Consider the following 13817-nt stretch of genomic DNA (forward strand, 5'->3'; position numbering starts at 1 on the left):
TATCGTTCTCCGTCGTTGCCCCTTTAGCTCAGTCGGCAGAGCGTCTCCATGGTAAGGAGAAGGTCTACGGTTCGATTCCGTAAAGGGGCTCTGGGTGGGGGTTGTGACCGCGAGCCATACTCGAGTCGCAACCCCTCTCATGTGGCGGGGTAGCTCAGGTGGTTAGAGCACACGGCTCATAATCGTGGTGTCGCGGGTTCGAGTCCCGCCCCCGCTACTCAGCACGACCACCGAGCACCACCAGCTGCACCAGCAACCGAAGGACTTCCCGTGGCCAGCAAGAGCTCCGACGTTCGCCCCAAGATCACGCTCGCGTGCGTGGACTGCAAGGAGCGCAACTACATCACCAAGAAGAACCGGCGCAACGACCCCGACCGCCTCGAGCTGTCGAAGTTCTGCCCGCGCTGCCGCAAGCACACCGAGCACCGCGAGACCCGCTAGTCCGCAGGTCGGGCCCAGCCCCGACCCGTGCTCGGAACAGAGTTCCGTCCGACCCGCCCGGCAACCTGCGCCGGGCGGGTCGACGTCGTTCCGGGGCCCTCCGTACCCCTCCCTACCCCTCCCTGACACGCCCTAGGCTGGGACCCATGCCCGTCGACGCCGGCCTCGTGGGCCGCACCTTCCCGCCGACCGAGCCCTACGACGTCACGGCCCACGCCGTGCGGGCCTTCGCCGAGGCCACCGGCACGCCGTGGACCGACGGCGACCCGGCCCCCGCCACGTTCCCGATCGTGGTCGCCTTCGCCGCCATGCAGGCCCTGATGGACGACCCCACCGTCGGCATCGAGCTCCACCACGTCGTCCACGGCGAGCAGCGCTTCGTCCACGAGCGGCCGGTGGTCGCGGGCGACCGGCTGACCGCCGAGCTCACCGTCGAGACCCTGCGCCAGGTCGGCGGCGCCGACATCATCGGCACCTCCTCCGCGCTCACCGACGCCGACGGCGCCTTGGTCTGCACCGCGCGGGCCACCCTGGTGCACAAGGCCGGTGCCTGATGACCACGGAGCTGGAGCCGCGCACCTACCGGGTCACCCGCGCCGACCTGGTCGCCTACGCCGCCGCGAGCGGCGACCCCAACCCGATCCACCAGGACGAGGACGTCGCCCGCGCCGTCGGCCTGCCCGGAGTGATCGCCCACGGGATGTACACCCTCGCCCTGGCCGCGCGCTACGTCGACGAGTGGGCCGGGCGGTCCGGCCGGATCGTCGAGCTCGGCGCCAAGTTCACCCGCCCCGTCGTCGTACCTGCGGGGGAGGAGGGCGCGGAGGTCTCGGTCAGCGGCGTGCTCCACACCGACGAGGACGGCGTCGAGACCGTGGCCCTCACCGTCACCTGCGACGGCCAGAAGGTGCTCGGCAACCCGCGGGCGGTCCTGCGTGCCTGAGCTGCGCGAGCGCACCACCCTGCGCCTCGGCGGACCCGCCGACGAGTGGGTCACCGCGACCACCGAGGACGAGCTGGTGGCCGCGCTCGACACCGACCTGCCGGTTCTCCTGCTCGGCGGCGGCAGCAACCTGGTCGTCGCTGACGAGGGCTTCCGGGGCCGGGTGGTCGAGATCGCCACCCGCGGGGTGCGCAGCGACGCCGACGACGACCCGACCTGCGGCGGCGCGATGGTCACCGTCGCCGCCGGCGAGGGCTGGGACGACCTGGTCGCGCTCGCGGTGCAGCGCCGCTGGATCGGCGTCGAGGCGCTCTCGGGCATCCCGGGGTCGGTGGGCGCGACGCCGATCCAGAACGTCGGCGCCTACGGCCAGGAGGTCGCCCAGACCATCGCGTCGGTGCGGGTGTGGGACCGGGTGCTGCGCGGCGTGCGTACCTTCGCCAACGCCGACTGCCAGTTCTCCTACCGCCACTCCCGGTTCAAGGCCGACCCGCAGCGGCACGTCGTCCTCGACGTCACCTTCCAGCTGCGCCAGGGCGATCTCGGCGAGCCGGTGCGCTACGCCGAGCTGGCGGCCGCCCTCGGCGTCGAGGTCGGCACCCGGGCGCCCGCGGCCGAGGTGCGCGAGGCGGTGCTGGCCCTGCGCCGGGCCAAGGGCATGGTGCTCGACGCTGCCGACCACGACACCTGGAGCGCCGGCTCGTTCTTCACCAACCCGGTCGTCGCCCCCGACGTCGTGCCCGACGGCGCCCCGGCCTGGCCCCAGCCCGACGGCCGGGTCAAGACCAGCGCCGCCTGGCTGATCGAGCACGCCGGCTTCTCGAAGGGCCACGGCACCGACCGGGCCTCCCTGTCGACCAAGCACACCCTCGCCCTCACCAACCGCGGCACCGCCACCACCGCCGACCTCCTCGCCCTCGCCCGCGAGGTCCGCGACGGTGTCGAGTCCCGCTTCGGCATCCGCCTCGTCAACGAGCCGGTGCTGGTGGGGTGTGAGCTGTAGGCGCCACCCGCTGCTCGAGCAGCGAGCGCCAGCGATCGTGGCGCTGGTCGAGGTGCGAAGGCCGCCAGGCCTGAGCCTCGAGACCCGGTGAGCCGAGCGCCGACCGCTGGTCGAGGTGCGAAGGCCGCCAGGCCTGAGCCTCGAGACCCGGTGAGCCGAACGCCCTCCCTGTAGCGGGCGACTCCGCGGACGGGGCTGAGGCGGGTGGTGACTGCGGGGTTGGTGTGATCCGGCCGAGTGGTGACTGTGGGTGGGGGTGGGTGCGGGGTGCCGCGCGTGGTGGGCACTGCGGCTGCTGCGCGCCGGACGTCGTTCGGCACTCGTTGCCGTGTCGCCGGACGCTGCCCTGCCGTTCCCCGGCCGTCGCTTCGGCGCCACGCCGCCGTCTACGTGCCGAACGCCGCCCGTCTCTCCGCCGCCTCCGTGCCCTGCGGCGCGGCACGCCAGCGTGCGGTGGTCGAGGTGCGAAGGCCGCTGGGCCTGAGCCTCGAGACCCGGTGAGGCGAGGGCCCTCCCCCTGTAGCGGGCGACTCCGGGGACGGGGCTCGGGCGGGTGGTGACTGTGGGGTTGGTGTTATCTGGGCGGGTGGTGACTGTGGGGTGGGTGTGGGTGCGGGGTGCCGCGCGTGGGTGGGCACTGCGGCTGCTGCGCGCCGGACGTCGTTCGGCACTCGTTGCCGTGTCGCCGGACGCTGCCCTGCGGTGCCCCGGCGTTCGTGTCGGCGCCACGCCGCCGTTGACGTGCCGAACGCCGCCCGTCGCTCCGCCGCCTCCGTGCCGTGCGGCGCGGCATCCCGGCGTGCGGTGGTCGAGGTGCGAAGGCCGCTAGGCCTGAGCCTCGAGACCCCGTACGACGAGAACCCTCCCGCTCCCACCGGAGGGCGTTCGGCCGGCGCGGGTTTCGAGGCTCGCTCCGCTCGCACCTCAACCGGCGCAGCTCCCCCAGGCGGCGTCAGGCCGTCGGCACCGACATCACGAAGCCGAAGAGGAGCACCATCCCCACGATCGCCAGGACCAGGAGGAGCGTGCCGACGACGCCCATCACCAGCCCGGCGGTGGCGGCGCCCTCGTTGCCGTAGGTGCCGGGGGCGGCGCGGCGGATCTGGCCGCGGGCGCGGGCGCCCAGCACCCAGGCGACGGGGGAGCAGACCGCCAGGGGGAGGGTGGCGCAGCAGACGAAGGCGCCGACGGTGCCGACCAGCCCCACGATCCCGAGCGTCATCGCGGTCTGGGCGCCGCCGTGGTTGCCGGTCGGGTACGCCGGGAGGTACGCCGGCGTCCAGTACGGGGGCGGCTGCTGCGGAGGAGGCGGGGGCTGCTGGGGCCACTGCTGGGTCGGCCACGGCGTGGTGGGTGGCTCCTCGCCCCAGCCGGGGTGGGACGACGACGGCGACGCCGGCGGCGGGTACGGCTCGTACGACGGGCCGCCCCCCGCAGGAGGTTCAGGCGGCTCGGGGCGCACGGGCTGGGTGGGCTCGGGCTCGTGGTCGCTCACGGGGCGGTCCCCTCCAGCCAGGCGTCGACGTCGGCGAGCAGGCGGCGCTTGGTGTCGTCGGGTGCGGCGGAGGCGCGCACCGACATCCGGGCCAGCTCGGCGAGCTGGGCGTCGGTCAGGTCGTGGGCGGCGCGCATCGCGGCGTACTGCCCGAGCAGCTGGGACCCGAAGAGCAGCGGGTCGTCGGCGCCGAGGGCGACGGTGGCGCCGGCCTCGAGCAGCGTGGGCAGCGGCACCGAGGTGAGGTCGGAGTAGACACCGAGGGCGACGTTGGAGGTCGGGCAGACCTCGAGGGCGACGCCCTGCTCGACGATCCGCTCCAGCAGCGCCGGGTCCTCGGCCGAGCGGATGCCGTGGCCGAGCCGCTGCGCGTGGAGCGTGTCGAGGCAGGTGCGCACGTGCTCGGGGCCGCGCAGCTCCCCGCCGTGCGGCACCAGCCGCAGGCCGGCCCGCTCCGCGATGCGGAACGCGCCCTCGAAGTCGGCCGTCGAGCCGCGCCGCTCGTCGTTGGAGAGCCCGAAGCCCACCACCCCGCGGTCGGCGTAGCGGGCGGCGAGGCGGGCCAGGGTCCGGGCGTCCAGGGGGTGCCGGGTGCGGTTGGCGGCGATCACGACGGCCATCCCCAGCCCGGTGGCCTCCGACGCGACGCGCACCGCGTCGAGCACCAGGTCGGTGAAGTCGGTGATGTTGCCGAACCGGGCGGCGTAGCCGCTGGGGTCGACCTGGATCTCCAGCCAGCGGCCGCCGTCGCGGACGTCGTCCTCGGCCGCCTCGAGCACCAGCCGACGTACGTCGTCCTCGGTGCGCAGCACCGACCGGGCGACGTCGTAGAGCCGCTGGAACCGGAACCAGCCCTTCTCGTCGGCCGCGCTCAGCCGCGGCGGCCACTCGCTCACGAGCGAGTCGGGCAGCGAGATGCCGTCGCGCTCGGCGAGCTCGAGCAGCGTGCCGTGGCGCATCGAGCCGGTGAAGTGCAGGTGCAGGTGGGCCTTGGGCAGGGCGCGCAGGTCCCGCGCGTCAGACGTGTGGACGGTCCCGGGGTCCGCGCTGGCCGCCACTCAGGCGAACAGCTTCTGGATGCGGGTGATGCCCTCGACGATGTCGTCGTCGCCCAGGGCGTAGGAGAACCGCAGGTAGCCGGGGGAGCCGAACGCCTCGCCCGGCACCGCCGCCACCTCGGCCCGCTCGAGGATGAACTCGGCGAGCTCGGCGGAGGTCTCGACCCGCACCCCGTCGTGCTCGCGGCCCAGCAGCCCCTTCACCGACGGGTAGGCGTAGAACGCGCCACCGGGGGTGGGGCAGTAGACGCCCTCGATCTCGTTGAGCATCGACACGATCGTCTCGCGGCGCCGCGCGAACGCCGCCTTCATCTCCTCCACGGCTGAGAGGTCGCCCTCGAGAGCGGCGATGGCGGCGCGCTGGGCGACGTTGGCGACGTTGGACGTCGCGTGCGACTGGAGGTTGGTGGCGGCCTTGACCAGGTCGGCCGGGCCGACCATCCAGCCGACCCGCCAGCCGGTCATCGCGTAGGTCTTGGCGACGCCGTTGACGACCACGCAGTTGTCCTGGAGGAAGGGGCACAGCACCGGCATCGAGCCGGTGTCCTGCGGTCCGTCGGGGCCGTCGTAGACGAGGTGCTCGTAGATCTCGTCGGTCAGCACCCACAGGTCGTTGTCCTCGACCCACTGCCCGATCGCGCGGATCTCGTCGGCGGTGTAGACGGCGCCGGTGGGGTTGGACGGCGAGACGAAGAGCAGCACCTTGGTGCGCTCGGTGCGGGCCGCCTCGAGCTGCTCGACGGTGACCTTGTAGTCCTGGGTCTCGTCGGCGAGGACCTCGACGGCCGTGCCGCCGGCGAGCTGGATCGCCTCCGGGTAGGTGGTCCAGTACGGCGCCGGCACGATCACCTCGTCGCCCGGGTCGAGCATCGCCGCGAAGGCGGCGTAGATGGCCTGCTTGCCGCCGTTGGTGATCAGCACCTGGGCGGGGGTCACCTCGAGCCCGCTGTCGCGGCGGGTCTTGTCGACGATCGCCTGCTTGAGCTCGGGCAGCCCGCCGGCGGGGGTGTAGCGGTGGTTGCGGGGCTCGCGGCACGCCTCGACCGCCGCGTCGACGATGTAGTCCGGGGTCGGGAAGTCGGGCTCGCCGGCGCCGAAGCCGATGACCGGGCGACCCTCCGCCTTCAGCGCCTTGGCCTTCGCGTCCACCTTGAGGGTGGCCGACTCGGCGATGGCGCCGATGCGCTGGGAGACTCGTCGTTCGCGGGGGTTGCTGGTCATGGCCCCATCGTAGGCGGCGGCGGGGGTCGGCCCGCCACGAGGTTTGGGGCGCGGGGCGCACCGGCCCCGGGTCCGGGCCGGTGCTGCGGTTTGGACGGTGCGTGCGCGGCCCCGTAGACTTCCACGGCGGTGGCTCTCCTCCATGCTGAGGCATGCCCTGACCTCGGTCGGGGACCAGGTCCTCGGACCGGGGCGAGACCGACCTAGGGCACTAGCTCAACTGGCAGAGCATCGGTCTCCAAAACCGAAGGTTGGGGGTTCAAGTCCCTCGTGCCCTGCGAGAGCAGGACGACCAACCGGGTCAGCCGATCCGGTGCAGGCAACGGGCCGGCCGGGAGGCCGACCGGAGACGAGGAGTGACGTGGCGGACAAGGCAGTCCGGAGCGAGTCGGGCGAGCAGAAGCGCACCGGCCCTTCGACGTTCTACCGCCAGGTGGTCGCCGAGCTGCGCAAGGTCGTGTGGCCCACGCAGGAGCAGCTGATCACCTACTTCTTCGTGGTGATGATCTTCGTCGTCGTGATGATGGCGCTGATCTCGGCCCTCGACCTGGGCTTCGGCAAGCTCGCCTTCGAGGTCTTCGGGGGACGCGGCGACTGAGCCGCCCGCCGGGGCCGCCCGGACCGCAGGACCACGCACAACCCAACTGATGGAGCAGCACGTGTCGGAGCAGAACGTCCCGATCGACGACGCCGTCGAGGCGACCGAGCCCGTCGACGCAGTCGACCCGGTCGAGACCACGGACGAGTCCACCGACGACCTCGAGGCGGCCGCGGCCGCCGAGCCGGGCGACGTCGAGGAGCCCACCTGGGGCGAGTCCGAGGAGGGCGCGCCCGAGGGTGCGACCGCCGAGGCCACCGAGGACGGCACCGACGACCCGGCCGACGACGTCTCCGCCGAGGCGGTCGACGCCGTCGTCGCCGACGACACCGCCGACGCCGAGCTCGACACCCTGGCCGACGACGAGGCCGACCTCGACGACGCCCCGGCCGACGTGGCCGCGGAGATCGAGGAGGAGGCCGCCGTCGAGGCCCCGGAGGACGCGGTCGCGGCGTTCCGCGCCGAGCTCGAGATGCTGCCTGGGGAGTGGTACGTCGTCCACACCTACTCCGGCATGGAGAACCGGGTGAAGTCCAACCTGGAGAACCGGATCATCTCCCTCAACATGGAGGACTACATCCACGACATCCGCGTCCCCACCGAGGAGGTCGCGGAGATCAAGAACGGCCAGCGCAAGATGGTCAAGCGGACCGTCCTGCCCGGCTACGTCCTCGTGCGGATGGACCTCACCGACGAGTCGTGGGCCGCCGTGCGCCACACCCCGTCGGTCACCGGCTTCGTCGGCCACAGCCACCAGCCGGTGCCGCTCAGCCTCGACGAGGTCGAGGGCATGCTCGCCCCCGCGATCGTCCGCCAGGCCGAGGCCGAGGCCGCCGCAGCCGGCGGCCCCGTCGCGGCCGGCTCCGCCACCACCGCCAAGAAGCCCGTCGAGGTCGCCGACTTCTCCGTCGACGACTCGGTGCTGGTGGTCGACGGTGCGTTCGCCACGCTGCACGCCACGATCACCGAGATCAACGCCGAGTCGCAGCGGGTCAAGGCGCTCATCGAGATCTTCGGCCGCGAGACCCCCGTCGAGCTGTCGTTCAGCCAGATCCAGCGCGTCTGAGGCGCGTCCCGAAACCTCAGGTAGGAGTGCCACGGCACCGACCACCACGATTTCGTCCTGACGCGGCACCGGAGCAGAATGGTCCGGTTGCCCGGCAGGGCAGCCAGGTTGCACCAGGTGGCAGAGGGCCTCCCGCCCTCGTCATGACCACGAGAAGAAAGAGAACATCGAGGATGCCTCCCAAGAAGAAGATCGCTGCGCTCGTCAAGGTGCAGCTGCAGGCCGCGTCGGCGACGCCGGCCCCGCCCGTCGGTACCGCCCTCGGTCCCCACGGCGTCAACATCATGGACTTCTGCAAGGCCTACAACGCGCAGACCGAGTCCCTCCGCGGCAACGTCATTCCGGTCGAGATCACCATCTACGAGGACCGGACCTTCGACTTCATCACCAAGACGCCGCCGGCCGCCGAGCTGATCAAGAAGGCCGCCGGGCTGAGCAAGGGCTCGGGCGTCCCGCACAAGGAGAAGGTCGGCAAGCTGACCAAGGACCAGGTGCGCGAGATCGCCCAGACCAAGCTGCCCGACCTCAACGCCAACGACATCGACGCCGCGATGAAGATCGTCGAGGGCACCGCCCGCTCCATGGGCATCACCACCGACTGAGCGACCCCTCAGCTTGTAGTCCCGTGGCAGGGCCGCGCTGGCCCACTCAGACCACATCTGGCACGACAGAGAAGAGAACCCAGACATGCAGCGCAGCAAGACCTACCGCGCGGCGGCCGAGCAGTTCGACCGCAACGAGCTCCACGCCCCGCTGGCCGCGATCAAGATCGCCAAGAGCACGAGCAAGAAGAAGTTCGACGAGACCGTCGACGTGGTCATGCGCCTCGGCGTCGACCCCCGCAAGGCGGACCAGATGGTCCGCGGCACGGTCAACCTGCCCCACGGCACCGGCAAGACCGCCCGCGTCCTGGTGTTCGCGAACGCCGACAAGGCCGAGGCCGCCCGTGAGGCCGGCGCCGACGTCGTCGGTGGCGACGAGCTGATCGAGAAGGTCAACGGCGGCTGGCTCGAGTTCGACGCCGTCGTCGCGACCCCCGACATGATGGGCAAGGTCGGCCGCCTCGGCCGCGTGCTCGGCCCCCGCGGCCTGATGCCGAACCCCAAGACCGGCACGGTGACCCCCGACGTCGCCAAGGCCGTGACGGACATCAAGGGCGGCAAGATCGAGTTCCGCGTCGACCGCCACGCCAACCTGCACTTCATCATCGGCAAGGCCTCCTTCTCGGAGACCCAGCTCGCGGAGAACTACGCCTCGGCGCTCGAGGAGGTGCTGCGGCTCAAGCCCGCCAGCTCCAAGGGCCGCTACATCAAGAAGGTCACGGTCTCCACGACCATGGGCCCGGGCGTCCAGGTCGACCCCAACCGCACCAAGAACGTCGCGGAGGAGGACGAGGCCTGAGCCTCGCCCCAGCCGCTCCCGACGCCCCGGTCACCTGCAGGTGACCGGGGCGTCGTGCTGCTCGGGGCGGCTGCTCACAACGCCCAGGGCGGCGTGCCGACCACGGTCCCGTCGGCGGTGGTCGCGGTGAAGCCGGCCCGGATGGCGACGTGCACCCGCGCCGGCGTGCTGCCGGGGTTGGCGACCTGGATCGGCTCGCCGGCCGGCACCACGACCACGTCGCCGGCGCGCGCCTCCGGCGCGTCGGGTCGGGTGCGGATACGGCCTTCGACGACGAGGAACACCTCGTCGGCGTCGAGGGTGTGCGGCTCCGGGGACTCCAGTCCCGGCTCGAGCGTGAGCAACCAGGCGCAGAGCTGCTCGGAGCCGCGGCTGGGGGCCGCGAGGGCGGTGAAGGTGATGCCGGGCAGCTCGAAGGTGGCGGCTTGGGCGGCGGGGATGACGGGCACGACGGCTCCTCGGAGATAGACAAGCGCACTTGAACAAGTGCGCTTGACTAGGATGCCGCCGTGGCCCAGTCGACGCAACCCCCGGCCGTCCCCCGCGACCTCGGGATCCTTGTCCTGCTCGCCTACCAGGGCTTCGTCCGCGGCCTGCACGAGGAGATGGCGGTGCAGGGGTACGACGACCTCGGTCACGCCGACGGGGTGATGTTCCGGATGCTGCACGTGGCGCCGCAGACGGTCAGCGTGCTGGCCGGCAAGCTCGGCATCAGCAAGCAGGGCACCGCCCAGATCGTCGACGACATGGAGGCGCGCGGCTACGTCGTCCGCCGCCCCGACCCCGCCGACGCGCGCGCCCGGCTGGTCGAGCTGAGCGCCCGCGGGCGGGCGGCGCTGGGCGTGGCTCGGGCCTACCACGCCGCCTACGAGGAGCGCCTGGTCGGGCAGTACGGCGAGGGCGCGCTCGCCGGGGTGCGGACGGTGCTCGAGGGGATGGCGGGCTCGGCGCCCACCGGGCTCGACAAGGAGCTGCGCAGCCTCTACCTCTGACCTCGATTTGGTGCACCCGCCGCACGCCCGTACTGTTCTCCACAGAAACCAGAGACCGCCGGTTGTCAGGCTGCGCACGCAGCTCGACCGAAGGTGCCGCGGAAGCGGACGGCCAGCGCAGGATTTCAGAGCAGCGACACTCCGCCCTGAGCCTGTGCTCGGGGCGTTCGTCTTCTCCGGGGCCAGGGGCGGTCTCCCAGTCCGGAAGGAGACCCATGGCGCGGGCAGACAAGCAGGCCGCCGTCGCGGAGATCGTTGAGTCGTTCAACGACGCCGCCGGTGCCGTGCTGACCGAGTACCGCGGTCTCACCGTCAAGGAGCTGCAGGACCTCCGCCGCTCCCTCGGTGCGAACGCTGATTACGCCGTGGTCAAGAACACGCTGGCCAAGATCGCCGCCAACGAGGTGGGCATCTCCGGCTTCGACGACCTGCTGACCGGCCCGACCGCGATCGCCTTCATCAACGGCGACGTGGTCGAGGCGGCCAAGGGTCTGCGTGACTTTGCCAAGGCCAACCCCGCCCTCGTCATCAAGGGCGGCGTCCTGGACGGCAACATCCTCGACGCGCAGGAGGTCGCCAAGCTGGCCGACCTCGAGTCGCGCGAGGTCCTGTTGGGCAAGCTGGCCGGCGCGATGCTCGCGTCGCTCAGCCAGGCCGTCTACCTGCTCAACGCTCCGATCGCCCAGGCCGCCCGTCTCGCGGGTGCGCTGCAGGCGAAGGCCGAGCAGGACCCCTCGATCCTCGCAGGTGGTGCGGGCGAGCCCGCCGCCGCCGAGGAGGCCCCGGCCGAGGAGGCCGCCCCCGAGGCGGCCGCCGAGACCGAGGCCCCCGCCGACGAGGCCGAGGCAGCGGAGGCTCCCGCCGAGGAGACCCCTGCCGCCGAGACCTCCGACGAGGGCGTAGCCACCGAGGCCTGAGCACCAGCTCGAGCCGACGTACCCACCACCTGAAACCCGGCCGACCCGGAACCCCGGAGCGGCCACCGAACGGAAGGAACCGCCATCATGGCGAAGCTCAGCACCGACGAGCTGCTCGACGCGTTCAAGGAGATGACCCTCATTGAGCTGTCGGAGTTCGTGAAGCAGTTCGAGGAGACCTTCGGCGTCACCGCCGCCGCCCCCGTCGCGGTCGCCGCGGCCCCTGCCGCTGGTGGCGCCGCCGCCGGCGGTGGTGCCGAGGAGGCCGCCCAGGACGAGTTCGACGTCATCCTGGAGGCCGCCGGCGACAAGAAGATCAACGTCATCAAGGAGGTGCGCGCCCTCACCTCGCTCGGCCTCAAGGAGGCCAAGGACCTGGTCGAGTCCGCGCCCAAGCCGATCCTCGAGAAGGTCGCCAAGGACGCCGCCGAGAAGGCCAAGGAGGCCCTCGAGGGCGCCGGGGCCACCGTCACCCTCAAGTGACGCTCCGCTAGTCACGCACCACCGCCCGGGGGCGGTCGACCGGTACGCCGGTCGGCCGCCCCCGGTCGCGTCCCGGTGCGCTGGTCGAGCAGCGACGAGCGCCAGCGAGGAGCGTCCGTCGAGACCCCGCCGGCCGTACGCCGACCGTCCCCAGCGGAGGTTTGCCGTCTCACCGGGTCTCGACGACGCTCGCTGGCGCTCGCTGCTCGACCAGCGGCGATGTCGGGACTGACCTGCAGGTCCGCAAGGTCTCGGGATGGTCTCGGGTCTCGGCGTCACCGTGACGGACACCGCATTTCCGCGTAACCTCGCCGCCGTACGTCCGTTGTTACTCACGGGTGTGGTGCGGTGCAGGTCCACAGCCGTGCTGCCCGGTGGGCGGACGGCGACAGCTCTGCATGGGGACCGCAGCACGGTCGGGTTGGCCGAAGTCAAGGGAGTGCGACATGGGCGTGGAGATCAGGGTCGAGGACCTCTCGAAGTCCTTCGGCAAGCAGCTGATCTGGGGAGACGTGACGCTGACCGTTCCTGCCGGCGAGATCTGCGTCATGCTCGGCCCGTCCGGCACCGGCAAGTCGGTCTTCCTCAAGACCCTCATCGGCCTGCTCAAGCCCGACCAGGGCTCGATCGTCATCGAGGGCACCGACATCGCGAGCTGCTCCGAGAAGGAGCTCTACGAGATCCGCAAGCTGTTCGGCGTGCTGTTCCAGGACGGCGCGATGTTCGGCTCGATGAACCTCTACGACAACGTCGCCTTCCCGCTGCGCGAGCACACCAAGAAGAGCGAGTCCGACATCCGCTCCATCGTGATGGAGAAGATGGACCTCGTCGGCCTGATCGGCGCCGAGGACAAGCTGCCCGGCGAGATCTCCGGCGGCATGCGCAAGCGGGCCGGCCTGGCCCGCGCGCTGGTGCTCGACCCGGAGATCGTGCTCTTCGACGAGCCCGACTCGGGCCTCGACCCCGTCCGCACGGCGTTCCTGAACCAGCTGATCGTCGACCTCAACGCCCAGATCGACGCGACGTTCCTCATCGTCACCCACGACATCAACACCGCCCGCACCGTGCCCGACAACATCGGGCTGCTCTACCACCGCCACCTGGCGATGTTCGGGCCGCGGGAGATGCTGCTCAGCTCCGAGGAGCCGGTGGTGCGCCAGTTCCTCAACGCCCAGAAGGTCGGCCCGATCGGCATGTCCGAGGAGAAGGACGCCGACGAGCTCGAGGCCGAGAAGGACCAGGAGCTCCCGCCGCTGCCGCCGATCCCGCTCCAGCTCGAGCCCTCCAACGGCATCCCGCGCCGCAGCCAGCGCGACCCCGGCGCCTGGTGCCGCGAGAACGGCGTGACCCCGCCCCCGGGGTCGTTCTCGGAGAACATGACCATGGTGACGGGAGCCTGACCCCCTCCGATGGCATCCCTGACCTCGACGCGGGTCCTCGCGCCGGTCGGCACCGCGGGCAAGCTCTTCGCCTTCGGCCTCGACGTCGCCAGGAACCTGTTCAAACGGCCCTTCCAGCTGCGGGAGTTCCTGCAGCAGGCGTGGTTCATCGCGTCCGTGACGATCATCCCGACCGCCCTGGTCGCGATCCCGTTCGGCGCCGTGATCGCGCTCCAGGTGGGCGGCCTGATCAAGCAGTTCGGCGCACAGTCGTTCACCGGCTCGGCGTCGGTGCTGGCCGTCGTCCAGCAGGCCGGCCCGATCGCGACCGCGCTGCTGATCGCGGGGGCGGGCGGCTCGGCCATCGCGGCCGACCTCGGCGCCCGCAAGATCCGCGAGGAGCTCGACGCCATGATGGTGCTGGGCATCGACCCGATCCAGCGCCTCGTGGTGCCGCGGGTGCTGGCCTGCATGCTGGTGGCCTTCTTCCTCAACGGCCTGGTCAGCGTGGTCGGCGTCTCCGGCGGCTACGTCTTCAACGTGCTGCTCCAGGACGGCACGCCGGGCTCCTACCTGGCCAGCTTCACCGCCCTGGCGCAGCTGCCCGACCTCTGGATCGGCCTGGTCAAGGCGCTGGTCTTCGGCCTCATCGCCGCGATCGTCGCCTCCTACAAGGGCATGAACGCCGGCGGCGGGCCGAAGGGCGTCGGTGACGCCGTCAACGAGTCCGTGGTCATCACCTTCCTGCTCCTGTTCGTCGTCAACTTCGTCCTGAGCACGATCTACCTCCAGATCGTCCCCCCGAAGACGGGTTAGCGGC

General features: G+C 71.6%; 17 protein-coding genes and 3 tRNA genes. 16 read left to right on the forward strand and 4 right to left on the reverse strand.

What is annotated here, in order from left to right; translation table 11 throughout:
• The first annotated feature begins 17 nt into the window (after positions 1 to 17).
• The 6 genes from JT721_RS11490 to JT721_RS11515 all read left to right on the forward strand — a co-directional run bounded on the left by JT721_RS11490 (position 18) and on the right by JT721_RS11515 (position 2387).
• A tRNA-Thr gene (locus tag JT721_RS11490) sits at positions 18 to 90 on the forward strand.
• A 53-nt stretch (positions 91 to 143) separates the two neighbouring features.
• A tRNA-Met gene (locus tag JT721_RS11495) sits at positions 144 to 217 on the forward strand.
• Between the two features lie 53 nt (positions 218 to 270).
• Positions 271 to 441 carry a 50S ribosomal protein L33 gene (rpmG, locus tag JT721_RS20885; protein ID WP_118923003.1) on the forward strand — a complete coding sequence of 57 codons (171 nt, stop codon included), beginning with the start codon at positions 271 to 273 and terminating at the stop codon, positions 439 to 441.
• Between the two features lie 146 nt (positions 442 to 587).
• Positions 588 to 995 (forward strand): MaoC family dehydratase N-terminal domain-containing protein, encoded by a 408-nt coding sequence (locus JT721_RS11505; protein WP_205473283.1) that lies wholly within the window; start codon positions 588 to 590, stop codon positions 993 to 995.
• Complete coding sequence (locus JT721_RS11510) at positions 995 to 1384, forward strand: MaoC/PaaZ C-terminal domain-containing protein (RefSeq protein ID WP_205473284.1); 390 nt, start codon at positions 995 to 997, stop codon at positions 1382 to 1384. The genes JT721_RS11505 and JT721_RS11510 overlap by 1 nt, the downstream gene beginning before the upstream one ends.
• Entirely contained in the window at positions 1377 to 2387 is a 1011-nt protein-coding gene (locus tag JT721_RS11515) for a UDP-N-acetylmuramate dehydrogenase (RefSeq protein WP_205473285.1), read from the forward strand. Before JT721_RS11510 ends, JT721_RS11515 begins: the two co-directional genes overlap by 8 nt.
• A 952-nt stretch (positions 2388 to 3339) precedes the next feature.
• Here the strand turns inward: JT721_RS11515 and JT721_RS11520 are convergent.
• Genes JT721_RS11520 through JT721_RS11530 form a run of 3 tightly spaced genes read right to left on the reverse strand, consistent with a single transcriptional unit; the run spans position 3340 to position 6161 of the window.
• Entirely contained in the window at positions 3340 to 3882 is a 543-nt protein-coding gene (locus JT721_RS11520) for a DUF4190 domain-containing protein (RefSeq protein ID WP_205473286.1), read from the reverse strand.
• Positions 3879 to 4940 carry an adenosine deaminase gene (locus JT721_RS11525; RefSeq protein ID WP_205473287.1) on the reverse strand — a complete coding sequence of 354 codons (1062 nt, stop codon included), beginning with the start codon at positions 4938 to 4940 and terminating at the stop codon, positions 3879 to 3881. Before JT721_RS11525 ends, JT721_RS11520 begins: the two co-directional genes overlap by 4 nt.
• A complete protein-coding gene (locus tag JT721_RS11530; protein WP_205473288.1) occupies positions 4941 to 6161 on the reverse strand; it encodes a pyridoxal phosphate-dependent aminotransferase in 1221 nt (406 codons plus the stop codon).
• 205 nt (positions 6162 to 6366) lie between these two features.
• Here JT721_RS11530 and JT721_RS11535 point away from each other — a divergent pair.
• From JT721_RS11535 to rplA, 5 genes are all read left to right on the forward strand, one after another.
• Positions 6367 to 6439, forward strand: a tRNA-Trp gene (locus JT721_RS11535).
• A gap of 83 nt (positions 6440 to 6522) precedes the next feature.
• On the forward strand, positions 6523 to 6759 hold the full coding sequence (secE, locus tag JT721_RS20890) for a preprotein translocase subunit SecE (protein WP_205473289.1): 237 nt from the start codon (positions 6523 to 6525) through the stop codon (positions 6757 to 6759).
• Between the two features lie 46 nt (positions 6760 to 6805).
• On the forward strand, positions 6806 to 7825 hold the full coding sequence (gene nusG / locus JT721_RS11545) for a transcription termination/antitermination protein NusG (RefSeq protein ID WP_374220883.1): 1020 nt from the start codon (positions 6806 to 6808) through the stop codon (positions 7823 to 7825).
• 173 nt (positions 7826 to 7998) lie between these two features.
• Complete coding sequence (gene rplK / locus JT721_RS11550; RefSeq protein WP_205473291.1) at positions 7999 to 8427, forward strand: 50S ribosomal protein L11; 429 nt, start codon at positions 7999 to 8001, stop codon at positions 8425 to 8427.
• An 85-nt stretch (positions 8428 to 8512) separates the two neighbouring features.
• Complete coding sequence (gene rplA, locus JT721_RS11555; protein WP_205473292.1) at positions 8513 to 9226, forward strand: 50S ribosomal protein L1; 714 nt, start codon at positions 8513 to 8515, stop codon at positions 9224 to 9226.
• A 74-nt stretch (positions 9227 to 9300) separates the two neighbouring features.
• Here rplA and JT721_RS11560 read toward each other — a convergent pair whose 3' ends face one another.
• Positions 9301 to 9675, reverse strand: coding sequence for a cupin domain-containing protein (locus JT721_RS11560; protein ID WP_205473293.1), 375 nt, complete (start codon positions 9673 to 9675; stop codon positions 9301 to 9303).
• Positions 9676 to 9735: 60 nt separating this feature from the next.
• On the opposite strand from JT721_RS11560, the gene JT721_RS11565 reads away from it, so the two are divergent.
• From JT721_RS11565 to JT721_RS11585, 5 genes are all read left to right on the forward strand, one after another.
• The gene (locus JT721_RS11565; RefSeq protein WP_307828007.1) at positions 9736 to 10218 is read left to right on the forward strand and encodes a MarR family winged helix-turn-helix transcriptional regulator; all 483 of its coding nucleotides are present in this window, start codon (positions 9736 to 9738) and stop codon (positions 10216 to 10218) included.
• A gap of 215 nt (positions 10219 to 10433) precedes the next feature.
• Positions 10434 to 11135: a 50S ribosomal protein L10 gene (rplJ, locus tag JT721_RS11570; protein ID WP_205473294.1), complete on the forward strand. Its 702-nt coding sequence runs from the start codon at positions 10434 to 10436 to the stop codon at positions 11133 to 11135.
• 87 nt (positions 11136 to 11222) lie between these two features.
• Positions 11223 to 11618, forward strand: coding sequence for a 50S ribosomal protein L7/L12 (rplL, locus tag JT721_RS11575; RefSeq protein WP_205473295.1), 396 nt, complete (start codon positions 11223 to 11225; stop codon positions 11616 to 11618).
• Between the two features lie 446 nt (positions 11619 to 12064).
• Entirely contained in the window at positions 12065 to 13018 is a 954-nt protein-coding gene (locus JT721_RS11580) for an ABC transporter ATP-binding protein (RefSeq protein ID WP_205473296.1), read from the forward strand.
• 9 nt (positions 13019 to 13027) lie between these two features.
• On the forward strand, positions 13028 to 13813 hold the full coding sequence (locus JT721_RS11585; protein ID WP_205473297.1) for an ABC transporter permease: 786 nt from the start codon (positions 13028 to 13030) through the stop codon (positions 13811 to 13813).
• The last annotated feature ends 4 nt before the right edge of the window (positions 13814 to 13817 follow it).

This window comes from Nocardioides sp. SYSU D00038 (assembly GCF_016924665.1).
Lineage (GTDB): Bacteria > Actinomycetota > Actinomycetes > Propionibacteriales > Nocardioidaceae > Nocardioides.

Excerpts from the sequence above, each read along its gene's own strand:
- JT721_RS11505 (WP_205473283.1), top strand. The coding sequence starts at position 588 with ATGCCCGTCGACGCCGGCCTCGTGGGCCGCACCTTCCCGCCGACCGAG.
- JT721_RS11510 (WP_205473284.1), top strand. The coding sequence starts at position 995 with ATGACCACGGAGCTGGAGCCGCGCACCTACCGGGTCACCCGCGCCGAC.
- JT721_RS11530 (WP_205473288.1), bottom strand. The coding sequence starts at position 6,161 with ATGACCAGCAACCCCCGCGAACGACGAGTCTCCCAGCGCATCGGCGCC.
- rplK (WP_205473291.1), top strand. The coding sequence starts at position 7,999 with ATGCCTCCCAAGAAGAAGATCGCTGCGCTCGTCAAGGTGCAGCTGCAG.
- rplA (WP_205473292.1), top strand. The coding sequence starts at position 8,513 with ATGCAGCGCAGCAAGACCTACCGCGCGGCGGCCGAGCAGTTCGACCGC.
- rplJ (WP_205473294.1), top strand. The coding sequence starts at position 10,434 with ATGGCGCGGGCAGACAAGCAGGCCGCCGTCGCGGAGATCGTTGAGTCG.
- rplL (WP_205473295.1), top strand. The coding sequence starts at position 11,223 with ATGGCGAAGCTCAGCACCGACGAGCTGCTCGACGCGTTCAAGGAGATG.
- JT721_RS11580 (WP_205473296.1), top strand. The coding sequence starts at position 12,065 with ATGGGCGTGGAGATCAGGGTCGAGGACCTCTCGAAGTCCTTCGGCAAG.
- JT721_RS11585 (WP_205473297.1), top strand. The coding sequence starts at position 13,028 with ATGGCATCCCTGACCTCGACGCGGGTCCTCGCGCCGGTCGGCACCGCG.